Genomic DNA, 24,779 nt, shown 5'->3' with positions numbered 1-24,779 from the left:
TTGTATGGTTGAAGTATACTCTGGAAAATATCTCTTGTACCAACCATAAAAATCTAACCGATCTATTTCCACAAAACTATAAACGAATTATCCTCACTAACAATATGTAGTTCGTCGGGCGCATACCCATAATTGATTACTGTTTGGGTGCCGGTAAATGTGCAATACCAGTAGATATTGTAAGAGAAGCGAGTAGCTGGTTTGGGGTAATCATAGAGACACCCAGCGGTTTAAAATTATTAGCCAGACGTGATCCCGGAGATCAAAAAGGAACTGGAGATATGTTTGTCTTGGAAGGAGAAACTATTAACGTTCCTGATATTATTGAATCTAAAAATACTAATGTAGATTCAGTGAAATCTATGTTAGATGAATTGGCAGGTCTAACAATGCTGGATTTTGATATAGACCAGACTAATAGTGGTTTTAAGGGCAGACCTAGTTTCAGAGATTTTGCGGCTTTTACATTTCAGCCTCAGAACATTGTCGCAAATCCAGATGTTTTCTTTTTTAAAGCAGATACATATGAGCATAGAGAAAAACTACGCTCTATATTTCCTTATGTAATTAATGCTGTTTCTCCCCAGTTGTTAGCTAAACAACATGAGCTTTCACAATTACAAAAAACATTAAAGAGAAAAGAAAACGAATTTAATGCAATAAATCAGGTTTCAGAAAGATGGCTTGCAGAAATAAACTCTAAAGTTTCTCAGGCAAAAGAATATGGATTAATTCAGAAACCAACAGAGGGGATGCTACGTGAAGAATTACTGGATATATTAAGAGGTATTGTAAATCAGTCGACAATTGAGATTAAAATTACTGAAGAATCGATAAGAGGTATTATAGAAGAGGTAATAAAACTTCAGAAAGAAGAGTCAGATATATCTCTTGAGCTTTCGGCTGCGAGAAAGCGTTCTCTAGAAATGTCTGAATTACAGGCAAGTACTATTCAATATAGAGGTGCCTTACATGTGCAAAGAGATAGACTAAAAATATCCGAGTGGCTTTTTCAGAAAGATCACAGTGATAATAATTGCCCTATATGTGGCAATGAAATGAATCGTGAAATAACACACATTCATAGTCTTCATGAATCCTTGAAAAATATAGAGGCAGTAACTAAAGATTTCTCTTCTATGCCCGCTGCATTTGATCGGGAATTTGAACGAATAAGAAACGATATTTCAAAGTTGACAGACCGATTAAAAGGTGTTAGGAGTAGAAGAGATGCCTTGGAGAGAAATTCAGAGGATGCAAGGAAGAAACAATATGATTCCTTAAGTATCGCACGGTTCATAGGTGCACTTGAGCAATCTTTGACAACGGTAAAAGATATAGGTGTTGATAGTGAATTGCAAAAAGAGCTTTCTGAATTGAGAAAGAATATTTCTGATTTAGAAATAGAAATTTCGGTAGGGAATATTGAGCAGAGAAAAAGGCGTGCGTTAACAAAGATTAACTTGAATTCAGGGAAATTATTACCAGGCTTAGATGTTCAAAGACCTAATGATCCTATATCACTTCTAATAGATGACCTTACAATTAAAGTGATAGGAACAAATAGGGAAGATTATTTGTGGGAACTAGGTAGCGGTTCTAATCATTTATCCTACCATATCGCGGTTACGTTAGGCTTACATCAATTCTTTCTTGAATTAGAAAGCAGTCCAATTCCTTCATTTATTGTATATGATCAACCTAGTCAAGTGTATTTTCCACAACATATTCAGGGCCAAGAGCAAAAACAGGAGTTAAATGATGCTGATTTAGCGGCTGTAAGGAAGATATTTTTGACTTTAGCGGAGGTAATCAGAAAGGCAGAAGGTAAGATGCAAATAATTGTTTTAGAGCATGCTGGAAAAGATGTTTGGGGAGATATCTCCGAAATCAATTTAGTTGCAGATTGGCATAATGAAGACAGATTAATTCCAAAAGAATGGTATTCTACAGTAGGTGAATAGATAAAGAATGATGTATCCTCCCCATGAAAAACCCCAAATGGCACCACGACGAAATCATCCTAGCCTTGGATTTGTATTTCCAGCCAGATCGGGGAAGCATTGACAAAAACAATACCAATGTACATCAGCCTTCCGACCTGCTCAACATGTTTCCCAAACCCAATCCAATCGCTTGGCGCTGTAGGGTGAACACCACGCCATTACGTGGCAGGCTCCGGTTCGCCCCTACAGCGGGTACTTCAATGGTTAAAAACCATGACCACCAATGAATATAACTGGATTACTACGAGTACATAATTTGCAATGACCAGTATCATAGCAGATCAGTGAATCATTACCATCAATCCTGTCGAACCTCACTTCACCACCGGCTCTCCCTCTCCCGTAAAGAGCCAATTGATATTGGCCTGATAGGTCGCATGCAGGCACTAGAGGAAGAAACTAAAAACACAATTTTTATTCAGTATAGTCCCATCTGCTCAAATGCACATCTCAATTCAACTTTCTATACTCTTGTGGTGTCATTCCGGTTTTGCTTTTGAATAAGCGACTAAAGTAATGGGGATAGTTGAATCCTAGGCTATAGGCAATTCCACTAACGGGTTCGGTCTCACTCAACAATAATGTTTTCGCTTTTTCGATGATAAAATTATTGATTTGATCTTTGGCACTGTATCCGGTTTCTTTTTTCAAAAGATCACTCAAATAATTACCCGAAAGATGAATTTTATCTGAAAAATACTCGATTGTGGGTATGCCCATTTCGGTAAACTTTCCCCCTTTGTAATAGCTGTTCAATAGGGAATGAAATTGGCTGATCACATCCGAATTTTGTGCGGAACGGGTGTTGAACTGCCGTTCGTAGTACCGTTTTGATAAATTTAACAACAACTCCAAAGAGGAACAGATAACCGTTTGGCTATGATTGTCGATACGTTCCAAAATTTCCCGTTGAATCAGGCTCATACAATCCGTAATTGTTTTTTGTTCTGCATCTGATAAATGCAAGGCCTCATGCACATCGTAGGAAAAGAACCGGTAGTCCTCGATGACTTGTCCGAGTGAAGTGTTTCGAATTAAATCGGAATGAAAGAACAACATCCATCCCTGAATCTCATTCAGCTCTTGCGCTTTCATTACAGACTGCACCTGATTGGGAGCCGTAAAAATCAAGACCCCTTCATGAAAGTCATACGAGTTTCTTCCATACTGCAACCCACAGCTTTTATCTTTCAATGCAATGGAATACAATTCAGAGGTGTACTTTACACCTACAAATCTTGCCGGAATTTCCCATTTTGACACATCGATGATGCTGATCAACGGATGGGTTGGCTTGTCAAATCCAAATACCTCATGCAACTGGCTGATGGATCGTATGTTTTGAATTTCCTGATTCATTTTTTCGGAATGCTATTGGTTTTTAGTTAACCTGGCTCATGATCATTCTGTCAAAAAATCTATCTCCAAACCATTTTCGGATAGCGATGGCAGGTTTTGCCATATAGCCTTTTACATACCGGGTTTTTGGTTTTTTGTCGGTTGCTGCTTTGGCAATGGTTTTGCCCAAAATCTCCACATCCGTTAACTGGTCTCCACTATACGTTTTCCTGATAACCTGTGCCGCCTTATTGGCAAAGTCTACATACGCTCCATTTCCGGAGGTTTTCTCCAGGTTATCAGCGGCAATGATTCCCCAGGGTGTTTTTATCCCTCCGGGTTCTACTATTACCACATCAATTCCAAATGCTTTCACTTCCAGTCGCAAACAGTCGCTCCAACCTTCTACGGCATGTTTGGTAGCATGATACCAGGCACCCATCGGAGTATAGATTTTACCTCCCATAGAAGAGATATTGACAATTCTTCCATAACTATGTTTACGCATACTGGGCAATACCAATTGGGTCAGTCTGGCCATACCAAACAGGTTTACCTCAAACTGTCGGCGGGCTTCTTCCAGCGGCACATCCTCTACGGCTCCATACGAACCATAGCCCGCATTGTTTATTAAAATGTCTATTCTCCCTTCTTTTTTCAGGATAGTGTCTACCGCCTTGACAATCGAATCTTCATTGGTCAAATCTAACGAAACTATCCCTATTCCTTTTTCTTTCAGATCATTCATTTCTTCAATTCGTCTGGCGGCTCCATATACGGTATACCCTTGACTATGAAGTATGTGGGCTGTGGATTTGCCCATGCCTGAACTTGCTCCGGTAATTAATGCTACTTTTTGCATGATTTCTACATTTTATTCGTGTGATGAATTATTTACACTACAAAGGTAGATCAACCTGCTGGCTTGCATTAACACACGATCAGGAAGGTATAACACAAATTACGGTTTGTTTGAAAAGAGCATAAGTACTGATTAATCTTTAATAGATCTCTTTCCTTGGCTTGGTTTATTGTCCCTTTCATCCCTCTTCCACAAGCTCCTTCATTTTTTGCTTGCCCAAAAAACAGGGCACCAAACGAGAGTTTGGTGAGCCAGATCTGCGCGTGTGCAAAAAAGGGCACTTTTCTCCGATCCTCCCCCCCACAGGCCAACCCCTTATCCTGTTCCATATCTTTTCCAGAAATGAAGGTTTTAGAGAAAGATCTCTTTTTTACCTTTTCAATCCCCTTGTTGTCCTCCTGTAAGGATCTCGTGACAAGACCGGCGGCCTTTGGTTTCTGAATAATTCTTTTCTCATAAAACAAACGAGACTCTATTTGTCACGAGATCCTTACAGGAGGACAGGGAGCGTGTTTTTTCTTTAGTTACAAAACACTCTCCCATAAAAGATATACGCCAAAGGCCAACCTCGCGGAGAAAAGATTGCCAACGCACCTTCACTACCGCACACGATTGAAGTGGACTTCACTTTCTTTGTGGCTTATTATTTTACCATAGATTATGCTTCCAATATAAAATTATTTTCCTCAAAGTTCTGGATGACTTTCTTCCTCTGCGCAAATAGGCTGCGCTTTGCCATTTTCTTTTTGCACTTCATTCAACTATCAGGTCAGGTATTTACCCGTTTTTGCTTCTTCCTTCAGACATAATTTCATTGCTAACAACTTCCTAATGGATACATTCAGACTTAGGTTTTCAATTCAGAAACTGGTTCCTTCAAAAGCTTATTTACAGGCAGGCAAGCCCCACGATATGTGGACAAGCCAATATATCAAATGGCGTTTTGTCAAAGAAAAAGATGCGAATCAATCCATTGAAAGCTTTCTTGAAGAACTGACAGAACTTAAAAAAGATACAAAGCACGACTTCAGATTACGTATTGAGTATATCATCAATGGAAAGTATCTGGATCAGGTAATCAAACACCGAAACAAGGAAAACAAGTATGATCTCTTCTTTGAAGGCCTATTCAGTTCCTTTGAATTTATAGAATTATACAAATCCTACAATTGGGGTTTATTCCTGCTAAAACGTTTTATGGGTGAGCCTCTTATTATTGAGGATGTATATCAACTATATTACCCTCACATACAGAAGGAACCATTCCCAGAGAATGAAAGAGTGAGAGAATGGTTTATGGAGGAACAGGAATGCGGAGTACAGATCTTTTGTTATGGAGATAGAATATATGGCAGTTGGGATGTAGACATTACCAGAAGAGGAAATACTATTATCTGGGATCATCCAGATCTTGGAAAATTTTACTTTGATGCACAACTATACGAGCAAAGCCTGGCAGAATATAAAGCATACTTGGAAAGAAAAGTAAATAAACCTGCCAACACATAGATTGCATCATCTAACAATAGTATTTTTGCACACAGGTTTACAATTATTTTATTAACTAAACTATGACCAAGTTTCTACCGTATTGCATTCTGCTTTTCTTATTACACTCTATTTCTTATGCCCAGATATCAATTGGATTTACAAGAGGACGTATCCTTGGACAGGAACAAAAAAGTGATTTTACACAGGAAGAATTAAAGGAAATTAAATCCAACACACTTGTATTTTTTTACAGAAAACAGGATGAAAGTACCTTACCTGAATTAGAAAAAGCACTAAAATCTGTCTGGACAGTCTCTCCATTGATATTGGTTCCTTTCTCTAAAGCCGAATCATACCTTAATCAACCCAATTATGCGTATGTGAGTATGAGTACATATATACGTAAAAACAATTCTCCAGATAATACCAGAAGAGAGGAATGGTATATGGTGCTGGACTTCTGGTTAAATAAGCCACAGGAAGAAATTCCTAGAAAAAGTTTTGCCTGGGCTTATTTATCTACAGGTTCTGGTATTCCTGCTGGATCTATCATTGGTACTTTTCATTCACCTGGTTTTGGATCGTATGCTCACAAGGCTGGATATTATTATCCTAAAGGGTATTTTGGTGGAACTGCCATGATTGATTTAACATATAAAATCAAGGCCAATCCACTATTGATCAAAGAAAAGAAAATACCAATAACCAATCAGCATTATGATGATATATACACAAACGCTGTTAGTCTCACCTGGAACATTCCAGATTTGAGGGCTTATTTTGCTGTAGTAAATGACCATTTATTGAGAGGAAGTGGAAGAACATTTACTCAGGAAGACAATGATTTGTATGAGTTGCCAAAATTAAAAAACAGTACCTTAGTCATACCTGAATATGCATTTCTGAAAATAGGCAAACCAACTAAAGATGGCATTGATTATGTAGAAGTTTCTGAAGAGGAAAAAGAGAAAACACTTTCTGCCTATCCGTATCCCTATAAAATTATGAATGAGGAAAAGTTGACTGAAGCTATTATGGATCAGTCTAAAACTACCTACTATCTCATTCATATTATAAATGAATTCAAAACAGTAGCAATCGTTAATAGCAAAACCGGGAAAATTATCTATACCAAGCCCCGGGTTATTATAAGTGGTGAACATCTCAGAGAAAAAGACATGGTTCTGCTGAAAGAAACTATAGATGGAGAGAGGAAATAGAATTTTTTAAAATATACCAACAGGGAGTAAGATGTTTCACGATTCGACGATAACATCTTACTCCCTGTTATTTTGTAGCTTTATATGGTCTAGTGGTTTATGCCCCCAGCCAGTCCGTTTAATCACTGGTCTCTATGAAAGACAATTCAGGTTTATTGGGATCAGAGGGTATGTGTGTCAATTTCAGTACTGATCAGTTAGAAACCATTTTCACTAGAGGCTCCCCCACTCCCGTAAATAGCCAGTGTACATTGGCTTGATAGATGACATGCAGGCATCAGAGGAAGAATAGTAAGTAATACTTAGGAAAGAACACAATTCGGTAGTTCTTAGAGTGGATACTTCGTGGCTAACGCTTGCTTCTTTTTACAGATAAATCTGCTACTGCTCTTTGTTGTATAGTTTCCCAGTCCTGCCCTATAAACTCAAGCATTTCTTCTGCTAATTGATATAACTTGGTACGACCACGGTCTGGCATATAATGTTCAGGATTGGTATCGGTTTGTCGGGCTTGCGCTGCTGCATTTTTAATATGAGGAGCAAACGTTGCGACATAGTACCCTCCGGTTATTTTTTCATTCAATACTTGTTTATAATCTTCCGGACTATGAGCTAAGCAATCTCTGATATCCCAGAAGTGCATGTAAAGCCATACTTCAAAACAGGGATGACTGATTGCCAGATTCCAGTTTGGATGTTCTGCACAGACATGAGCAATATCTCGAAAAGTTTCTTCTTTCCAGCGATCCACATCAGACACAAACCAAAGACGGTCATCATCTCCTATCCCAATCTCTTCATCGTATTTTTGTGCACGTTCCAGAAAATGTGTTGGTGCAGAGCCTTTATAGGGTTCGGCAATACGTATTTGGATGCGACGCGTAAATTGCTGAAAGAAACGGAAGTATTCAGGTTCTCTTTTAGTGCCTTCACAGATAATAACGAAAATACGGGCATCCCGGAATGGCTCGCCCCGTTTATAGCCTCTATTCTGCCTCCGCATGCTGATGCCAGTTGAGGTTTTCGAGAGGAGCCAGGAAAGGAATGGCACCAAAGCGACCATTCAGATACCCTTTGCGAATGTCAAGATCATACCGGGGCTTGAAGTCACTAAGCGAATAAAAGTGTGTGGACCCAGATTCACTTTCCTTCTCTGCAAACCAGATCTCATCCTGACGGAAAAGATTCAGGTCTAATAAGTTGGATTCGTGAGTCGTAAATATCAATTGACCTTGGGCTTCAGGGTCTGACATAAGTTTTTGCAAAAGAGTCTTTACCAAATGTGGGTGTAAGCTACGATCTATTTCATCTATAATTACAGTGGTAGGGTAATTTAAGATTAGATCAACAACTGGTATATAATCAACCAAACGCCGGGTTCCATCAGACTCTTCGGAGAGTTCAAAGGTAACAGGATCATCTTCTATTCCTCTATGTTGTGTAATAGCTTTTTTAACTACGACTTTTCCATCTTCTTTAGTTACCCAAATTTCTCCTTGAGAAGTTATTCTGCTTACTTCAGACTCACTCTCTAATTCTTCTAAAATGTCTTTAACAAACTCTTTATCGTCTTTCCCAAAGAAAACCTCTAAATCTATTGATTCAGTAGTAATTTCTTTAATTCCTGTATCTAAAGAAGGCAACAAATGATTTGCTAAATTCTTGAAGTCTGTAAACAAACTTAGAAGTCTAGGAAGACTTCTGATAAGTGTCTCATCGGGATTTATAATAAAAAGATCACTAACTATACATTCTCTAATATCATCAATCTCTGCAATTTTTAGTTCTTCATTTTTACCAAGCAATAATTGATTGTTTTTCAATAGATTATCCTGCATCAATTCAATTAACAACTTTGCTTTTGCAGTCTTACTATATTTGTCAGCCATACGAATTGTTGGCCTTTGACCTTTATGTGACTTCCGTTCAAAAATCAGTTTATCATCTTTGGTAATACCTGATTCATACAGCCATTCTTCTACTACTGTTGTTTGATCTAAGCTCACACCATACTTGTAAATCTTTTTATTTTTAAAGAATTCAATCTCAAATTCAATTGGTTTCTGTTCACACTTTGCATCTAGCTTAAATTTTTCTCTGGAAACAGATTGGTCAATTTTTCCTTCGTCAACAAGTGCTCTTAAAAAAGCTATGGCTTTTACCAAATTAGACTTTCCAGCACCATTGGCACCATAGATAGCCGCAGCACGCAATACCTCTACTTTACCTGCTTTATATACATGATGTGCGTGTGTTTTAAATGCTCCGGTAAGCATATTAAATTCTACCTCTTCTTTTAACGACCGGAAGTTGGATGCAATAAACCGTATTAACATATTAGAATTTATTTACCACAAATAAAGAGAAAAAATCGTTTCAAAATATATTTTATAAGAAAAATTACTACCAAAAAAACATTTATCAAGAGAAATACCCGTTTCAAACCAAGCTTTTTTTTAAATTTTATTCTTTCACTACAGGCTCCCCCACTCCGGTAAACAGCCAATGCACATTGGCCTGATAGGTGGCATGCAAACACCACAGAAAGAAGCAGCTTGGTAGCTGGTGACCTTTTTCAAGAGAGGATAGATTGCCCTGGGCTACTCCCATACGCTGAGCAAATTCACGTTGAGAAAGGTTGAGTATATCCATTCGAAAGAGGCGGATGCGTTCGCCGATGTCTTTTAGGTTCATAGTATAACTGGTTTCTTTTGTGTACATTCGTTTGCTTGTCTGCTGACCATAACTATGGTCATGCAGGTTGGTGACTGGAACTATGGTCAGCCAATAAGTTGACTGGTATTCGGATATTTTTTGACAGTGAACAGAATACCAGTCATTGGATAAAGTGACCATACTTCCAGTCAAAGGAAAAAGTGAACAGAGTTCGAATATTTCTGGAAAGCGACTGGTATTCCAGTCAAACTAAAAATCGACCGGAAGTATGGTCAAAACCAAAAGCGAACAGAGTTCCGGTCATTTTGTAAATTGATTCGATTTCTGTTCACTTGCCTTGCTGAACTGTTGCCCGATCATTCTGTCTTCCATTACAATTCTGACCATACTTCGGATATTTCTTCTGTGTGACCGGAGTTCTGTTCACATATGGCAAATCACCTGATTGTTACCATCTAACACATAGGTATTTTTCCGAACCAATGTAGGGGCGCACCCATGTGTGCGCCCGGTTTCCCGCAAACAATGTCTGTGGTAATACGATATCGTAGGGGCGACCACGCCGGGTCGTGGCAGGCTGGCGGTCGCCCACATTCCCCGCCGAATGATTATGATATTCCGACCATCATTTCGGATTGATCCCATGCCGTGTCTGCACCGACCAGGGCGATCTGCCAACCTGTCACGACTTGGCGTGATCGCCCCCACATTTCACAATGGTAATTCACCAATCCAACCATTCGCTGCACGAAACATGGCACACACAGGTGCGCCCCACAATGCCACAGACCGCGTTTGTGCATTTCCGATATTGTAGGGGCTGGGCTTGCCCCTGCCCGGTTTCCGTTCACGAATGATTTGGGTCTGTTAGACGACGATTTCGGATTGATCCCAGGCATTCGTTGTGGGAAACACGGGTACCCGCAAGGGGCACCCCTACATTTCCCGACGTTGGTTTATAAACATAAACCGGGTCTGTGGGAAACTGGGCGCACACATGGGTGCGCCCCTTACAGTGGTTCGGTATATTTTCAATCGTTCGGAGGGGAAACGTCTGGGCGATTCACGCCAATGCGTGACAGGCTGCCAATCGTCCCTACAGGATATCGAAATCATTGTTGTTAGAATTGACATTTTGCCAGCCTCTGTTTACGATGCTTTGGTTTTCTGTTTTTCCTGAACCTTCTTCCATTCTGCCTTGAGCCATTCGACCAGTTCGGGTTGTCGGTAGGTTTCATAGTAATCCACATAATAGTGGTATTCCTCTTCTGTCATATGGTCCATATACAGCGTTAATTCAGCCATGATTCGCTGGCGGTTTTCGGTCTCTGTTAGTTGCTTGGGTCGAGGTAGCCTGGAAGCAGGTTTGCCTGTTTCTGCAAACACGGCATCCAGGTCTATGCCTGGCTGAGGTCTGGCGGTTGGGGCTGCGTTTGCATCCTGTTCCGTTGACAAGGTTTGTGCAATTTTCTGAGCAGACAGGCTTTGGAACGGTTCTCTGAACTGTTCTGGCGCTTTGTCCAGGTTGCTCACAATGTCATACAGAATAGAACTCTGTGAATACTTCAGATCCTTGTGTTTCTGTTCGCGTAACGATTCTTTTTCCTGACGGTACTTTCGCAGAAATTCACCCAGCTTCACAAAGTCAAACGACTCATAGAGTTGCCCATACTTGCCACTCTGGGTATTGCGAAGACATAGTAGCACATCGGTGAGTGACAGATCCCGAAAATCGACCTGTACCATACTTGCCATGGCAACGGTTTGTTTCACAGTCAACTTTTGTTTGATATGGACTGACTCGGTAAACTTTTTGATCAGCACAAACAAGAGCCGATTGGTGATTTCATCGCCTTGGGCACGGGCAAATACTTCCAGGGCCGGAGCACGGGAGGCAATCTCTTCATTGGCATGCTTGTGCATCTGTCCGACGAGCACACTATAGTCGGCCTGTAAGGGTTGCATGTTGTAAATCAGACTTTCACTTTCTTGCGAAACAGCCTGCAGCCCTTCCATCAGCGTTTGAGCATAGATCTGGTATTTTTTGGCTACGGTCAACTGAGCCGGAAGGTTGTTTTGTTGAAACCATTCGAGCAGGTTTGTAATACGCGATTGAGCTTGTTGAATCAGATTCACCGACTGGGACTGCTTGCCCAGCAGAACAGATGATGACGGATGTTGAATCAGGGACATAATAAAAAATTAGCTGGTTATTGAATAGTAAAAAATTGTCTGCTGATTGACCTATTGTCTGAATCCCGGATCTTCCTTTTCCAGACTTCCTTCCCTCAGGTTGGAGAAAACACCAACAAGGGGAGCAAAAGGATTTTTTTTTCTCGTCCTCTCCCTTTTTATCCCTCTGAAAGAATCTATCTTTTTTCGTCCTTCTACCCCTCTCCCTGTCCTCCTGAAAGGAATACTCCTCCCTTTTTGTCCTCCTGAAAGGAACTCGTGGCAAGACCGGCGGCCTTTCCGACTGGAGAATATTCTTTCACTCAAAAACCAAACACGGCTCTATTTGTCAAGAGATTCTTTCAGAAGGACAGGGAGAGAGAAGATCCTTTCAGGAGGACAAAAAAGAGAGTGATTCTTGTAAGGACTATCCTCTTTTCTCCCGTCGTTGGTGTTATTCACCAACGACTTGTTTCCCACCACTTAACCCAGTAAAAACACGCAACCTCAGAAAGGAAGACCCGTTATTCAGACAATCCTCTTTAATCCCGACACAGACGCATCAGACGGAGGTATTCCTCATCCTGATCTGTGGGTGGGGCAAACGACGAACGGGCTCCTCCCCCATTTCCTGACTTGATGGCAGCATAGTACTTCTCAAAAAACCGGTTCAGGTCGTTGGGTGCTGTGTAGCCATTGTCCCGATACCAGGTAGGGATCTTTTCCAGCAGGCTCTGAAAGGAGTGAATCACTGACTCATCGGGAATCTCTGTCAGATTCCTATCCGGTTGTTGCCATTGAACAGCTATTTTGTAGCGGATCTGTTCCAATACCTGTTTGAGAAACTTGTCGTCGCGTCCATAGACCCACTTGTAAGCCCCGAAGTATAGCTGATAGATCTCTCGGCAGGGTATAAGACATGGATCGGCTGGCGTGGCCTTAGAATCGGTTTTAAGGCTATGCACGTTTTGCATAGCATTTTCTTCTTGTGCAGCCTTCTTAGGGGAGGGGGCTGGCGCAACCTGGGGAGGGGTTACTATAGCGGCTTCTACAACAGTTTGGTTCTCTTCTTCGTCCTTCAAAAAATTTTCTTCCTTCTCCCCCTGTTTTTTCTTTTTTAAAATCTCCTGCTCATTTAAAAATTGAAAATCTTGCGCGTATGCGCTTTTTTCTGTTATTGTAGTGTTATTATTTTTGTTTTTATAGGTGTTATTAGTATTGTTACTATATATGTTATTATAGTGTGCATTTGGTTCAGAGGCAAACTGCATAGAATGCATATCCAGCTTACCTTTTTGTTCAGAGGCTGACTGCACAATTGTACCAGGTGCCTCTGCATTATTTTCAGAACCTGTCTGCACGCCTTTTTGTGAAGTATGCATATCCTGCATAGACACTTGACTGTTTTGTGCATATACATTCTGCACAGAATGCACAGGGTCATTGTTCTTTTGAGCATAGCCAGACTGCAAAAACTGCATAGTATCAGCATAATTTTCACCCTCTGTCTGAATAGTATTCACAGGTTCTTGTGTGGTTTGTGCATAGCTATTATCAGCAGAATCGTGTACCGACTCCCGGTATTTGAGTTGAATGTTATGTTTGTGTTTTCGAAACAGCGTTTCAATATCAGGCTCGGTATCGGAATCAGAAGCATTGGCCAATAACCCTCCTTCCTTTTGGCATTTACGAAAGGCATCTTTCCAGGTTTTGCTGGCTCTGATAAAACGCGACTTATCATCCACTTCAATCAGACCTTTGTTCGTCAACTGATGCAAGGCCTTAAATATCCAGCGCGAACCCATCCGAACCCGTTTAGCCATTTCCTCTCGTGAAGCAAAACACCAACCTGTTTTGACCGAAAGTCCATCAATCAAACTTAACAATGCATGTTCATACATGTTGATGTCAAAGTGTTCAAGTAAATCATCATAAATGAGAGTGTACTTCATAACAGTAAAATGAGAAAGAATAAAAATTGATTAGATCAGTAATAGACAATACGGTAAAGGCAATAGAATTCCACCACCTGATGGTTAGATCAGGCAAATGCAGCCAGGATCACCTGGGCATTGGGAATGAGAAACGATAAAAGGATTACCTGCTCTTACGAAACAGGTTCGATAGTGAGGTATGACGGATTGTCGACCAGCTTTAAAATCTCGGCGTGTTCAAATGTCCACTGAGCATTCTTGCCAGCTCCCACCCGTTGACCACTCTGAATCACTCCGGCTCCCATGAGTCTATGGATATGAAAGCGCGAAACGCCCAGTTGATTTTCCGCATCGGCCATGGTGATGCGTGTAGTCTGGCCTGTAACCTGATGGATGTATAGGGCTTCCAATCGTTTGACTTCTGCGTGTAAACAGGTTAGTTCGGTTTGTAGCTGTTCTAGTTGCTGGGATAGGCGCAATGCGTCCATAGTATATACCTGGATGAGAATTAAAAAAAGAATAAAACAGAAAAGAATGCAAAGGCTGGGTGTACAACTGAGCAATTGTACTTTTTTGCGGAGGGCAGGTTAGTGACCCGGTCGGCATGGGGTACTCGGGGAACTACTAAAAAATAACGGGGTACTACCAGATACAAATGAAGCAATTACTAGCAAACTATTCACAAGTGACAAACTTGTGTGCACTAAAAATGATAAAGGTTGATAGTGAGACAAAGTAATTTTTGTGGGCAAATGGCCAATAGGAACACCTTTTTCGACGGATAATTTTACAGTTCTCATGAAAGTTGTATGGGTTTGAAGCACTAAAAGAGTAAATAGACTGGTCAAAATTCAGCCCCTGATTTTGATCATTTCTCAGGTGTGAATCTCTAAAAGCAAAAATAACCCAAACCAATAAGAGGTGCAAATGAAATAATCGAAAATTATTTAAAAATAAAATTTATATGATTTTTCTTGTATATATGGGAAGTGTTATTTTGTAAAATCAAGTATATTAATCCTCCTTTATTGCAATTTCAAAGGGAGATATTCAGTTATAGATTTATAACTGCGAAAACTAAGAAGAATATAAGTGGGGCTGATAAGTAAGTTAAAAATGGAAGGGTACAATCCAAACAAACTCATATTTTACAGAAGTGTTTTGATCAGTTTTGTAAGATATATCGCATTTCCTTTTGCATTTCCATATCCTCCAATAAGATCATGTCTTATACTGGTATGTTTGTATTTAATCAACTTTTTATTTTTGTCAATGAAGAATACATAACATTCTATCAGATTACCACTCCCATCGTCCCATCCTGTAACACCAATAATCTCACCATTAAATGCCTTCAGTTGAGGTTGTATTTTAAAAACCATTAAAGATTCCAATGATAGTTCAACAGGAATCTTTCTTTTCTGTTTCTCAATCGAAAAATAACTATTGGGACTTGCTACCAGATCATTATCTCTTACATATTCAAATATAAAGGGTAGCTTTTCTACTCTGTAATGGGTTGTATTCAGAACGTTCACAAATGAATATCTTGTAAATTCCTTTAACTCAACAAGAACAATAGGTTCTTGTGAAAAAGTTAAACCAGAATAAAATAATAAAACAGTCGACAAAAATATTTTCATTAGTCTTTGACAGATTTAAGGTGCATTGGTTGCTATCCAATTAGAAAAATCATGTTTAGTGAATCCTTTTACTATTTTAATCGGCATGTCTTGTTACCGTTTTTCAGAGTAAAATATCTCCAGGTTCCCTACACGAATTGCGAAGATTATCTTAAAAGTATTCCTTTTGTTTGTGTAAGTTTATCAGAAAATCAAAGACTATAAAGAATAAATACAGATTCCCAAATTCTCTCACTTTCCTAACTTGCAGCCATGAAAAAATATGTAGTAAAGCTTTGTGTGTATCTCCACATTGGGTTGATGGTTTCATGTATCCAGAATAATCAGGAATCTACTTCTCAACAAAGTTTAAATACCAGCAAACGGGATAGCGCCTTGCTGAAAATTATGCAATGCGGAGTTAGATCTAAGGATTTAGATGAAGACATTTATCTAAAATCTTTCTCAGGAAAGAGATAGACCGTTTATATGGAGAATGGATATTAACAGATATTTCAAATATTGGTGAACCCTCATTTCTGGATTCACTCTCCATAAAAGAAATAGGTACGAAATTAACAATTACCAAAGATTACTTTTCTTTTGAATCAGAAGGCATAACTATAAAAAATCCCACATATAAATTGAACTCCTATGACAAAAATTACTCTGAGCGTGATGCAATAGCGAAGACCTTTTATTGGGGGTATCGACCAAATCGAGAAAACATTTATGAATTGGCAGTAAATAAGAGTACCTATTTTGAGATTATATATTATAGTGAATTAGCCTATTATGCCAATAGTCAGTTTTTCTTCTTTAAAAAGATAAGACCTTAATTGATACTGAAGGTTTTCCCCTGTCGATGACGTTATTACAAATCTACGTATGTGGAAAGAACTCTCTGGTGGTAACATCAACGATGAGGGAAAGTATTGCCTAATTGGAGGTTGACAGACTTATGTTAATAGTTATTCTTTCCTTCGCGTTTGTGCTATATTTGAAGCAACACTATTCTGCACTATGGGACTATTTGACTTTCTGAAAAAAGACAACACCACTTCTTCTATACTAACAACAGACAATGGATTGCCTGGACCAACTTATTTAGCAGACTACACCGAACATATTGCAGGTGCCAAAAAAGTTTATCCTTTTGAGTGGCGTAGAAAGCTAATCTCTACGGCAGGAAACTCAAAATTTAAAATCAAGTACTATGGACAACGACTACATGCTATGTGTGATATCTTGATTGTTAGGACAGATTTTGCACCCGCTTTGGTAGTAGCCAAAGACATTGTAAGTGGACAGGAGATTTTGCTTTTTGACGGTTGTAAAAATGGTTTTAATCCTATGTTTTGTGATGAGTTTACTAGTGAGCAAATTACGAATAGACCATTGGACAACTGGTACATTGACAGAAACAAAAATGACAGTTTTGAAATAATCCTTTCTGCTTACTATCAAATTGACTTTGACGATGAAAGTGAGGGCTTTTTAGAAGATGTTGATGAGAATGGCTTTATAGAACTCGTGGACCAATCAAAAGTGGAATTTGAGAAAGCAAAACGAAATGCATTTGATGTGTTTCAAATAGTTGCCATAACTGAAAAGGGCAGAAAAATAGAAGTGCTAGCAGAAGAACTTGCGTAGGGAAACTACACGTGATAGTGGGGTTTATGCAAGTTGGGCTGTACATTTCTCCCTCGCTGGTATTATTACCAGTGATCTTTCACCACTTTGCAGCTATGGTGATACTACTATTAGCAGCAGGGCAAAAAATGACCACTCCAGATCATTCAGATAAGATTCCAGGGTATATTCAGGCGGTCTTCCTCTGGTAAATTTATTTTGCAGGGTTTAGAGTCACAAGTATCTTAATTTTGTTGACTGCTTCTGTGCTTTGCCAGATTTGCTGCGATTTACAAAGACTGACGATGTTTTTATCCTTGAATTTTACTTTATGTGTTCCGTAGTACCCCCCATTCATTTCACCATCAGTGTCTTTAATTAAAATCAGGTCACTCTGCTTGAAGTCGTAATCGCTTCCGAGTGTTTTCATGTAATGATTTATAGCAAAGGGAAAAGAAGTAAGCGGTTCGAAAAGGCTCTGCGGTCCTTTTTGCTGATTCTGCCCGAATTTGAAAAGCTCCGTTTTTTGATAAATGGTCAGCGTTGTCTCCCTTATCAGATTCCATTCACTCTTATATGGAATGCCCACAGAGTCTGCAAAAAAAACCTCCAGTCCGTCAATGATTTGGCCGCTTATACTGTCTCGCACATCCACAATGATAGCGAAAGCATGATCAAAACCGCAATGCTGTGCTTTTACAGGTGAAAAAGCAGTCACTAAAGCAGTTATCAAGGTAAAAAGCAAGAAAAGTTTTTTTATCATTGGGTTTAATGGTATGTGCCTGATACAAGTTCTATTGCCAGCTAGCCTAAATATACTACTCTTTTTCCGGACTTCTGTCAGCACAATAACCTCACCCGTCCTGAGTGGTTAAGTGATATACTAGCTAGCCTCATCAGTTCAACCTATGAAGGGAGGTTTAGTGATGTTTGTAATCCTGGCTCTGGTGGCTGTGGTACCTTGGGGATAGGATCTGATTTCTTTCCACAGGAAAAAACGAATGAAGAAAACAGTAAAAACAGAAGAAGTGCTTTCATATGAACCAGAAGCAGGCAAGGTTGAGGATAAGTACAAATTTACTATTTATTACTAACAAGTCTACTTTGTAAACATGCTTCCTATCCCACTTTGGCCTTATTCTCATAGCTGTTGGTAAGTATTACTAACATATCAATTCAACAAATTCTTTGGATAGGAATATGGATAATTCGGTAACCGATCCACCCTATCTTTTATATCCTCCAATTTTTATGCAGGATAGTAAGTGGGAGTAGTTCCCGTGAAGGGGTAATTTTGAGTCGCCAAACAATGTATATTCTTTGGAATGTATCTTCTTAGTAAAATTATCCAGGTAATAAATGGAATTGGTATCATTTTTCAGATATACCTCATATTTACGCCCATGTCCGGTACCTCTTACAGAAGTATTCAAAATTGATTTTTTATCAATTTGAATGCGTGGAATCTTTTTTGTGAAAAATTTGCTCTTTATGTATATAAGAGATAGCACGATTAAGGCAATTATCATAAAATTACTGTAGTCTTTTTTCTTCATACTATCTTATGTGGCTATCTCTCTTGATTTGACTATCAAACCTATCACTACTTAGCCCAGAAATGCAGCTATTACCGTTTCAGAACGCTAATAAGAATCAGTCCGAAAAAGGTTAGAAAAGCGGTTGTAAACATCTTAACCTGGTTAGATCTGTATTGTATAATCCTGATACGTAGTTCCGGTTCTTGTATTGACGCCAGATCTTCTTTTGTAAAACTTCGAATCGCTATTTTATTCAAAACTTCTGAATCAATAGACATATCCATACTTGTCTGGTATCTTTTGTATAAGTCGGGATAATGTAATTTGATTTCTCTGGTAAGCGCTACTTGCTCCATTCCAATAACCAAAAAAAGATATATAATTTGACAAGGCCAGAAAATATACATTATGACATAATTACCTGTTAATGCCAGCAACACCAGAAAAATAACAGAGAGAATACGATGTATAGTAGCATGATCCAGACGCATAGAAAGTATAGGGGCAAAAGATGAAAATAGTTACCAGTCAATTCGTCTATGAGGAGGGCAAAACCCAGTCAAACAATTTACAATTTCCACCACAACTTCTTCCTGATAGTCATCCAAGTCAATTTTCAGGTAGCGTTTTTCTTTTACACAATCATTTAACACTTCAAGGACATCTTCTTTCGTTAACCCTTCATCTTTATAAGGCAGTATAACCTTTTCGATTTCACTATAATACCTGTAGAAGTTGTCTTTGGTTATTTCCTGAAGGAGAAGCAGAATTTTATTGGCCAGTTCTTGTTTGAGTTGTTCTTTACTGAGGTTCATTCCAGTTATGTATTCGTTAACTTTATTTCTTCTAGCAAGTCACTTATCCAGTTCTGCTTTGGCAACTATACCTTTCTTATTGAGAATGTCAATAAATCGGGCAATAGCGGCTGGATCACGATCTATCCTATTCACATAGTGTGTATCAGCTCCATATGAAGTATTCACTTCCAGCACGATAGATTTAGATCCTCGTCCACTACTGACTTTATACAAACTAACCGTTTTGATATCTTTGAAAACATATCGTTTTTCTTTCCAGAACCAGACATCATTGCTGACCAATAACTCTGAGTCAGAGTACTCGGGATAATTCAAGTAATACCCTACCAGAAACCATAAGATCAGGTTAATGGCTAAAACAACAACTGCAAACCGGTAAATATCGTTTTCTGACATAGTATTGGAACAAACCACATACAAGACGATCAGATTAAATACCAGCAGTAGTCTAAAATCTTTTGTTTTAAATATAGATCCTCTTAATGCTTCTCTCATTATAACAATAAAATTTAAAAGAAACCGATGTAGCCAGAAAACTTGCCAAACTATAAATTCAACATTTGCCAAAATCTACCATTTGAAAAGTATAATCGTAAAAACAAGAACATAGAAAGGAAAATAAAAATACTAGATAAGATATAAACGGGTTCACTTGTTTCTGATGGAACATCCATAACTGCCATATCTGGACTATTTGGGTTGTATTTAATAGCAACACTATCACCTATATCATACCCAAATAACCGTTGCTTATTTATTTCTATGTAGCAATTGGTTGAATCAACGCAATAGATTGTTGAGTATAGCGCCTTCCAAGTTGCACCTCTTACAACTTCCCTTGATATGATTTTACCTTTGATAGATTTGGTGTAGTATTTCTGTACACGATAGTAATACATCCCGGATTTGACAAGGCCAAAAGTCATAATTACCCAGATAAAACCTACAATAAAGAGAGTTCTTATTTTGGGAGACAACTTATATTCAGACATAAAATCACATCAATAAGCTAGAAAAATCCATAATAGTCTTTTTCAATAAAATCGTGTAGTATAACTCTTCAAACTATCTGGAATAGGAATATCAAAGAAATCAAAATCTTTAGGATTGACTAAAATTTCACTTCTGGTCAACTTATTGTGAGAATAAATCACTGGAAACCTTTTATTCAGAAAGTCATTCTTATCCCCTCTGAAATTGCCCACAGTCCCCCATTCTTTATAAACAATTCCATAGGCATTATAGATATATTCAAATTGATACACTCCTTTTCCAGGACGATAGATGTTTACGACAGTTCCGGAAGTAATCCCTCTGTTATATTTTATATCAAATCGCAGATAGAAATCGCGTCCTAAGGCAATGACAAATAAGGAGATTACACCTACTACCCAATATATTTTGTATCTGCGTGTCTTCATTTTTTAATTTTAACACAGCTTATTCCTCAGACTGTTTATACCATCTCTTCCTTATCCAAAAGAACTCAACTCATAGATGTGGCCACCAGGCAATGGTAATAATGATTGCAATAGCTGTTACGATTCCGGTTGTTCGCAGCATGGTTTTAGTAATCAGCTTTAGATCTGCAATTGTTTTCCTTAGTTCTGGATCGGTGATTGAATCAATTTCTTCTTTTGTAAATAAACCCACATCTACATGCCTTGCATCTGAAGAAAAACTTATTTTTCGTTGCTCAATTGCATATTTGTTGTATAAATCCGGATATTGAGCACGAATCTGATCCGAAACTTTTTTTCGTGTTAATCCAACAAAAATTATCATCCCCCAAATAGAAACAATAGGAAACAAAACAAACACCAGACCTGACTTGACACATACCATCCAGATCAGATAAATAACAGCAGCAAAATAATGTATTCGAAAAATGGGCATAGGTGAAGATTTTGTATTCTGCAACTTGTATTGTATGTATCCCTCATCGCTCCCTCTAGTTATAAATCACAAAGCAGTGAACAAAACAGTATAAAAGTTGCTTGCCAAAAGTAATAATTAACTATTCAGTGCTTGGCACTTATTCCAATTGTATACTTGCTTATGTAGTATTTGTCAGAAATCCACATGTCTATAGTCAGTTCCAATAGTAAAAACACCTATAATATAGGTGTATAATGCATTTTCAGTGAAATAGCATTAAGCAGAACACCCTTCAAAAACGCATGGTTTTATTCAAACTGTACTCAAAACCAGCTTGGAAACGAAGCTCTACAGAGTACAGAACATAGACAGCTTATCTGACATGAGAGAGTAACGCAACTGATATGTAGGAAGAAACAAGGAATAATATACATCTTTGTAACAGATCTATTCTACAGATGTGTTTTACAAAACTATTCTTTTACCCTTTGTATGAGTTTATTTAAAGAGATTGTAGCCGTTGATCCAGTCAGTCAGTTTTTACGGATCTTTTTCAGGAATAAGATTCTGAAATACGTCAAAAAGCTGGTATGCCTAAATCCTTTATTCATCTTGTGCCTGGTATCCTGTCAGCCAACAAAGCTGCAAGGAGGCTATTATAATGGTAATTCTAAAAAATCACCCTATACGAATTTCGTATTGAAGGATAACGGGGAATATTTCAGGCAGGATATAATATTAGTACTACACCACTATAACATTACAGCTGTTGAAACGGGAAAGTATTTTATGGATGGGGAAAAGATTCGGATCATTCCATTAAAAGTGGGATACAGACCGGATTCTCTTAAAAGCTTGTTAAAAACAGATACTTCAATGGATTATCTCCTACGCTCAGGCAGAAAAACGCTGATTTATAAATCTTATTCAGATAAAATTATTTTGAAAAAATCCAGGAAACATGAAAATGTGTTCTTGGATTACAAGAGGGATTAATTTGTATCCAGAACCTTGGTTACGTATTACTATCTACTCAGAAATAGTCAATTCTGATTTGTCTCCCATTACCCTCATTACTGTTCAGGTTTGATATACAATATAGAGCTATTGGTTTGACATCTACTACTATGCACAATATAAAGAAAAATTGAAAAAGGCCAGGCTGGCTATCCCCAAGACTACCACTCACTTATGTTTTATTTGCTTCCAACTGCAAAACCAAGACATTATTGCCTTTTTCTTTCAATTACACAATTTCAATACTACCGGATTACATGAAGAGCAAATTAGATAATTTTGACAAACAGTATACCTTAAAAGTACTACCAACATTAGGGATTGTTTTACGACTATGTGGTTTTATACTTATCGGAAGCTTTTTAAGTGGTTTACTTTTTTCTTTAATTACTGGCATTACTATTACTGATTTTAATAGAATGATTTTTAAAATGGAAGAAGAAACAAAAGCAAGGTTTTTCTTATTATCAAGGCAAGCACTGAATGCTTTATTTATATATTTTATTTTGCCAATACTTTATATCTATGTATTTCAGAAGGATTTAAAGCAAATTTTCTTAGTAAGAACGGAAAGATTAGGAAGCTTTATTCTACTATCACTTCTTATTTTTATCACTGCATTGCCATTCCTATCTCAATTAATTGAATTTAATCAGCAAATCCAACTACCAGAAAGTCTCTCAAATTTACAAGCTGTTTTGCTAAGACTGGAACAAGAGGCTCAACAAATTACAAACTTGATAGTGCTTTATGATAATTGGTATGAAATAATTCCTATTTTGTTTGTAGTAGCCGTTTTAGCAGGGTTTGGAGAAGAATTGTTGTTTCGGGGAATAATACAAAACGAAATTCATAGAATTTATAAAAATCCCCACATTGCCATTTGGCTATCAGCAGCATTATTTAGTTTTATTCATTTTCAGTTTCAGGGATTTCTTCCAAGAATGGTTTTAGGTGGGCTCTTAGGCTATTTATATTACTGGTCAGGTAGTTTGCTTATACCAATAGTTATACATTTCGTAAATAATGCTCTCACCTTCACTTTAATCAATTATGCAAGATATAAGGGTGAAGCGTTTACAAACACTAATACTTCTTTAGGATTTACAATAATATCAACTATAGTTTGCATGATTTTACTTATTGCTTGCTATCGACTTTTTTCAAAGGTGAAAGCGATGAGCTTCCATTAAACAACTCGTGGGAAGCTTGCTTCAACAGGTGCGTAAATCTCTGGCCGCCCTTTCCCGGATAAATCCATCAACGGCATAGGATTTTGAGTAATCGGCAATCTGATCGGAGAAAAGTCCGAAGGCTCGTTCGCTTGATTTAATTTCCTCTCTACTTTGGTATTGTTCTCTTCCAAACTTGTTGGTGCGTTGGTTTGCTTAAACTGACGACACAAGTAATTAATTTTACCTTTTGAAATGCCCTTTACCTGCAGAACGCTTTCTGGGAAAGGTTGCTCCTTTGAAATCGCTCATAAGCATCCTGCATTAGTGCCCTTTCATGTGCAAAAAAAGATGGTACTAGGCGGATGGATACCAAGAAGCAGTTTCCCAGCACCAATGTATGGCTTTATTTCAAAATCCATAGTAGTAGCTATTTATAATTCGTAATCTTTTAATTGCTCCAAGTGTCGGCGTGCCTAGAAAGTGAACCTCTAAAAATTAGATAGTAGCACTCATCTTTATGGAAGGAAAGAGCTCGTTGGTGAGAGCTTCAACGTGGCAGAGAAAAAGTGATAAACTATTCTAGCATCGATCCTGAGCAAACATAGCCCAATGTTCATAGATTAATATTACTTTTTCCATTAGTAAAAGAAGTCAACTCTGTTAATTATTGAAGAAGGCTTAGTGCTAGTACAATTCTACAATTCCACTAAGTATTCTAATCGATTACTACTCTTCTGAATCTATAGTCTGTGTTTCAGAATCAACAGCTTGAACTGAAGAGTCATAGCCTATTGAGCTTCTTTGATTTCTGCTGATAAGATAGATTGTCAGTATTACTGTAATAACAGGATAACTAATTCCAGATAGCATCCAGCCAAATGATGACCCATTAAACCTCAGAATGGATGCTACTACAATTATCGCTATATACCAGCCCCATTGTATCAGTGCAATACGAAAAGATTTAAGTTCAAACTCTTTTAATTCCTGATCATAATACCACAATGTCAGACTAAAAAGACAATAGTTTACATAAGCAGGAAAACTGCCGGAATAGGAATCTTTTATCAAAGAAAGAGCTTTAAAAAAAAGTATATCACTTACCCCAATTACCAATGCAGATACAAGCAACCATGTCAATTGGAAGGTAAATACATCATACAAAGAAGATCCTGTTAATTTATGCTCATACTTAAGCTGACGAGCCATTACAGGAGTGAAAAGCTGAGAAAAATAATAGCATAAAAAAACAATAAGCACTGTTTTTAGAATAGAAGTTGTTTAGTAAAAGGAAAGGATTCCCGAAAAAGAGTGAATTTTGAGATGCGAACCAAAAAATATCACTCTAAATGGAAATCCTTTCGAAAGATACCATACGCACCTATATAGTTGCAAATTTA

Annotated in this window: 25 protein-coding genes; 6 read left to right on the top strand and 19 right to left on the bottom strand. The window is 38.1% G+C overall.

Going from position 1 to position 24,779, the window contains the following annotated elements:
• Positions 1-143: 143 nt before the first annotated feature.
• Complete coding sequence (locus QNI15_RS38135) at positions 144-1,964, top strand: DUF3732 domain-containing protein (protein WP_314037371.1); 1,821 nt, start codon at positions 144-146, stop codon at positions 1,962-1,964.
• Between the two features lie 492 nt (positions 1,965-2,456).
• On the opposite strand, the gene QNI15_RS38130 is transcribed toward QNI15_RS38135, so the two are convergent.
• From QNI15_RS38130 to QNI15_RS38120, 3 genes are all read right to left on the bottom strand, one after another.
• Positions 2,457-3,365 carry a helix-turn-helix domain-containing protein gene (locus QNI15_RS38130; protein WP_314037369.1) on the bottom strand — a complete coding sequence of 303 codons (909 nt, stop codon included), beginning with the start codon at positions 3,363-3,365 and terminating at the stop codon, positions 2,457-2,459.
• A 22-nt stretch (positions 3,366-3,387) separates the two neighbouring features.
• Positions 3,388-4,206 carry an oxidoreductase gene (locus QNI15_RS38125; RefSeq protein ID WP_314037367.1) on the bottom strand — a complete coding sequence of 273 codons (819 nt, stop codon included), beginning with the start codon at positions 4,204-4,206 and terminating at the stop codon, positions 3,388-3,390.
• A 68-nt stretch (positions 4,207-4,274) separates the two neighbouring features.
• Positions 4,275-4,670 (bottom strand): hypothetical protein, encoded by a 396-nt coding sequence (locus tag QNI15_RS38120; protein ID WP_314037365.1) that lies wholly within the window; start codon positions 4,668-4,670, stop codon positions 4,275-4,277.
• 367 nt (positions 4,671-5,037) lie between these two features.
• On the opposite strand from QNI15_RS38120, the gene QNI15_RS38115 reads away from it, so the two are divergent.
• Both QNI15_RS38115 and QNI15_RS38110 read left to right on the top strand, forming a co-directional pair.
• Positions 5,038-5,715, top strand: a complete 678-nt coding sequence (locus QNI15_RS38115; protein WP_314037363.1) for a hypothetical protein — start codon at positions 5,038-5,040, stop codon at positions 5,713-5,715.
• 62 nt (positions 5,716-5,777) lie between these two features.
• A complete protein-coding gene (locus tag QNI15_RS38110; RefSeq protein WP_314037361.1) occupies positions 5,778-6,917 on the top strand; it encodes a hypothetical protein in 1,140 nt (379 codons plus the stop codon).
• A gap of 349 nt (positions 6,918-7,266) precedes the next feature.
• Here QNI15_RS38110 and QNI15_RS38105 read toward each other — a convergent pair whose 3' ends face one another.
• The 9 genes from QNI15_RS38105 to QNI15_RS38065 form a co-directional block, all read right to left on the bottom strand.
• Positions 7,267-7,920, bottom strand: coding sequence for an RloB family protein (locus tag QNI15_RS38105; protein ID WP_314037359.1), 654 nt, complete (start codon positions 7,918-7,920; stop codon positions 7,267-7,269).
• Positions 7,904-9,253 carry an AAA family ATPase gene (locus QNI15_RS38100; protein WP_314037357.1) on the bottom strand — a complete coding sequence of 450 codons (1,350 nt, stop codon included), beginning with the start codon at positions 9,251-9,253 and terminating at the stop codon, positions 7,904-7,906. The genes QNI15_RS38105 and QNI15_RS38100 overlap by 17 nt, the downstream gene beginning before the upstream one ends.
• A 127-nt stretch (positions 9,254-9,380) precedes the next feature.
• Positions 9,381-9,773 carry a helix-turn-helix domain-containing protein gene (locus QNI15_RS38095; protein ID WP_314037355.1) on the bottom strand — a complete coding sequence of 131 codons (393 nt, stop codon included), beginning with the start codon at positions 9,771-9,773 and terminating at the stop codon, positions 9,381-9,383.
• Positions 9,774-10,016: 243 nt separating this feature from the next.
• Positions 10,017-10,238 (bottom strand): hypothetical protein, encoded by a 222-nt coding sequence (locus QNI15_RS38090; RefSeq protein WP_314037353.1) that lies wholly within the window; start codon positions 10,236-10,238, stop codon positions 10,017-10,019.
• Between the two features lie 291 nt (positions 10,239-10,529).
• Positions 10,530-10,709, bottom strand: a complete 180-nt coding sequence (locus tag QNI15_RS38085; protein ID WP_314037351.1) for a hypothetical protein — start codon at positions 10,707-10,709, stop codon at positions 10,530-10,532.
• Positions 10,710-10,742: 33 nt separating this feature from the next.
• Positions 10,743-11,786: a hypothetical protein gene (locus QNI15_RS38080; protein ID WP_314037349.1), complete on the bottom strand. Its 1,044-nt coding sequence runs from the start codon at positions 11,784-11,786 to the stop codon at positions 10,743-10,745.
• Positions 11,787-12,307: 521 nt separating this feature from the next.
• Entirely contained in the window at positions 12,308-13,717 is a 1,410-nt protein-coding gene (locus tag QNI15_RS38075) for a hypothetical protein (RefSeq protein ID WP_314037347.1), read from the bottom strand.
• A 155-nt stretch (positions 13,718-13,872) separates the two neighbouring features.
• The gene (locus QNI15_RS38070; protein WP_314037345.1) at positions 13,873-14,187 is read right to left on the bottom strand and encodes a hypothetical protein; all 315 of its coding nucleotides are present in this window, start codon (positions 14,185-14,187) and stop codon (positions 13,873-13,875) included.
• Between the two features lie 660 nt (positions 14,188-14,847).
• Positions 14,848-15,342, bottom strand: a complete 495-nt coding sequence (locus QNI15_RS38065; RefSeq protein ID WP_314037343.1) for a hypothetical protein — start codon at positions 15,340-15,342, stop codon at positions 14,848-14,850.
• 1,002 nt (positions 15,343-16,344) lie between these two features.
• Between QNI15_RS38065 and QNI15_RS38060 the strand changes: the two genes are divergently transcribed.
• Positions 16,345-16,974 (top strand): hypothetical protein, encoded by a 630-nt coding sequence (locus QNI15_RS38060; protein WP_314037341.1) that lies wholly within the window; start codon positions 16,345-16,347, stop codon positions 16,972-16,974.
• Between the two features lie 193 nt (positions 16,975-17,167).
• Here QNI15_RS38060 and QNI15_RS38055 read toward each other — a convergent pair whose 3' ends face one another.
• From QNI15_RS38055 to QNI15_RS38030, 6 genes are all read right to left on the bottom strand, one after another.
• Positions 17,168-17,716 (bottom strand): hypothetical protein, encoded by a 549-nt coding sequence (locus tag QNI15_RS38055; RefSeq protein WP_314037339.1) that lies wholly within the window; start codon positions 17,714-17,716, stop codon positions 17,168-17,170.
• Positions 17,717-18,580: 864 nt separating this feature from the next.
• Entirely contained in the window at positions 18,581-18,982 is a 402-nt protein-coding gene (locus QNI15_RS38050) for a hypothetical protein (protein ID WP_314037336.1), read from the bottom strand.
• 30 nt (positions 18,983-19,012) lie between these two features.
• Positions 19,013-19,306, bottom strand: coding sequence for a hypothetical protein (locus QNI15_RS38045; RefSeq protein WP_314005856.1), 294 nt, complete (start codon positions 19,304-19,306; stop codon positions 19,013-19,015).
• A 39-nt stretch (positions 19,307-19,345) separates the two neighbouring features.
• Positions 19,346-19,705, bottom strand: coding sequence for a hypothetical protein (locus QNI15_RS38040; RefSeq protein WP_314037335.1), 360 nt, complete (start codon positions 19,703-19,705; stop codon positions 19,346-19,348).
• Positions 19,706-20,343: 638 nt separating this feature from the next.
• Positions 20,344-20,730, bottom strand: coding sequence for a hypothetical protein (locus QNI15_RS38035; protein ID WP_314037333.1), 387 nt, complete (start codon positions 20,728-20,730; stop codon positions 20,344-20,346).
• A gap of 70 nt (positions 20,731-20,800) precedes the next feature.
• Entirely contained in the window at positions 20,801-21,205 is a 405-nt protein-coding gene (locus tag QNI15_RS38030; protein ID WP_314037331.1) for a hypothetical protein, read from the bottom strand.
• Between the two features lie 474 nt (positions 21,206-21,679).
• Here QNI15_RS38030 and QNI15_RS38025 point away from each other — a divergent pair, with 474 nt between their 5' ends.
• Both QNI15_RS38025 and QNI15_RS38020 read left to right on the top strand, forming a co-directional pair.
• Positions 21,680-22,183 carry a hypothetical protein gene (locus QNI15_RS38025; RefSeq protein WP_314005842.1) on the top strand — a complete coding sequence of 168 codons (504 nt, stop codon included), beginning with the start codon at positions 21,680-21,682 and terminating at the stop codon, positions 22,181-22,183.
• A gap of 278 nt (positions 22,184-22,461) precedes the next feature.
• Positions 22,462-23,397, top strand: a complete 936-nt coding sequence (locus QNI15_RS38020; RefSeq protein WP_314037329.1) for a CPBP family intramembrane glutamic endopeptidase — start codon at positions 22,462-22,464, stop codon at positions 23,395-23,397.
• Positions 23,398-24,105: 708 nt separating this feature from the next.
• Here QNI15_RS38020 and QNI15_RS38015 read toward each other — a convergent pair.
• A complete protein-coding gene (locus tag QNI15_RS38015; protein WP_314037327.1) occupies positions 24,106-24,639 on the bottom strand; it encodes a hypothetical protein in 534 nt (177 codons plus the stop codon).
• Between the last annotated feature and the right edge of the window lie 140 nt (positions 24,640-24,779).

Source organism: Xanthocytophaga flava, from assembly GCF_030068545.1.
Classification (GTDB): Bacteria; Bacteroidota; Bacteroidia; order Cytophagales; family 172606-1; genus Xanthocytophaga; species Xanthocytophaga flava.
The sequence above is the reverse complement of the archived record's forward strand: the minus strand, read 5'-3'. Positions and strand labels throughout refer to the sequence as shown.

What these genes read in the sequence shown, in the direction of transcription:
- QNI15_RS38125 (WP_314037367.1), bottom strand. Translation starts at nt 4,206, where the DNA reads ATGCAAAAAGTAGCATTAATTACCGGAGCAAGTTCAGGCATGGGCAAA.
- QNI15_RS38080 (WP_314037349.1), bottom strand. Translation starts at nt 11,786, where the DNA reads ATGTCCCTGATTCAACATCCGTCATCATCTGTTCTGCTGGGCAAGCAG.
- QNI15_RS38050 (WP_314037336.1), bottom strand. Translation starts at nt 18,982, where the DNA reads ATGCGTCTGGATCATGCTACTATACATCGTATTCTCTCTGTTATTTTT.
- QNI15_RS38060 (WP_314037341.1), top strand. Translation starts at nt 16,345, where the DNA reads ATGGGACTATTTGACTTTCTGAAAAAAGACAACACCACTTCTTCTATA.
- QNI15_RS38095 (WP_314037355.1), bottom strand. Translation starts at nt 9,773, where the DNA reads ATGGTCACTTTATCCAATGACTGGTATTCTGTTCACTGTCAAAAAATA.
- QNI15_RS38030 (WP_314037331.1), bottom strand. Translation starts at nt 21,205, where the DNA reads ATGCCCATTTTTCGAATACATTATTTTGCTGCTGTTATTTATCTGATC.
- QNI15_RS38025 (WP_314005842.1), top strand. Translation starts at nt 21,680, where the DNA reads ATGAGTTTATTTAAAGAGATTGTAGCCGTTGATCCAGTCAGTCAGTTT.
- QNI15_RS38115 (WP_314037363.1), top strand. Translation starts at nt 5,038, where the DNA reads ATGGATACATTCAGACTTAGGTTTTCAATTCAGAAACTGGTTCCTTCA.
- QNI15_RS38100 (WP_314037357.1), bottom strand. Translation starts at nt 9,253, where the DNA reads ATGTTAATACGGTTTATTGCATCCAACTTCCGGTCGTTAAAAGAAGAG.
- QNI15_RS38065 (WP_314037343.1), bottom strand. Translation starts at nt 15,342, where the DNA reads ATGAAAATATTTTTGTCGACTGTTTTATTATTTTATTCTGGTTTAACT.
- QNI15_RS38055 (WP_314037339.1), bottom strand. Translation starts at nt 17,716, where the DNA reads ATGATAAAAAAACTTTTCTTGCTTTTTACCTTGATAACTGCTTTAGTG.
- QNI15_RS38070 (WP_314037345.1), bottom strand. Translation starts at nt 14,187, where the DNA reads ATGGACGCATTGCGCCTATCCCAGCAACTAGAACAGCTACAAACCGAA.
- QNI15_RS38035 (WP_314037333.1), bottom strand. Translation starts at nt 20,730, where the DNA reads ATGAAGACACGCAGATACAAAATATATTGGGTAGTAGGTGTAATCTCC.
- QNI15_RS38105 (WP_314037359.1), bottom strand. Translation starts at nt 7,920, where the DNA reads ATGCGGAGGCAGAATAGAGGCTATAAACGGGGCGAGCCATTCCGGGAT.
- QNI15_RS38075 (WP_314037347.1), bottom strand. Translation starts at nt 13,717, where the DNA reads ATGAAGTACACTCTCATTTATGATGATTTACTTGAACACTTTGACATC.
- QNI15_RS38130 (WP_314037369.1), bottom strand. Translation starts at nt 3,365, where the DNA reads ATGAATCAGGAAATTCAAAACATACGATCCATCAGCCAGTTGCATGAG.
- QNI15_RS38085 (WP_314037351.1), bottom strand. Translation starts at nt 10,709, where the DNA reads ATGATTTCGATATCCTGTAGGGACGATTGGCAGCCTGTCACGCATTGG.
- QNI15_RS38045 (WP_314005856.1), bottom strand. Translation starts at nt 19,306, where the DNA reads ATGAACCTCAGTAAAGAACAACTCAAACAAGAACTGGCCAATAAAATT.
- QNI15_RS38090 (WP_314037353.1), bottom strand. Translation starts at nt 10,238, where the DNA reads ATGGGATCAATCCGAAATGATGGTCGGAATATCATAATCATTCGGCGG.
- QNI15_RS38040 (WP_314037335.1), bottom strand. Translation starts at nt 19,705, where the DNA reads ATGTCAGAAAACGATATTTACCGGTTTGCAGTTGTTGTTTTAGCCATT.
- QNI15_RS38110 (WP_314037361.1), top strand. Translation starts at nt 5,778, where the DNA reads ATGACCAAGTTTCTACCGTATTGCATTCTGCTTTTCTTATTACACTCT.
- QNI15_RS38020 (WP_314037329.1), top strand. Translation starts at nt 22,462, where the DNA reads ATGAAGAGCAAATTAGATAATTTTGACAAACAGTATACCTTAAAAGTA.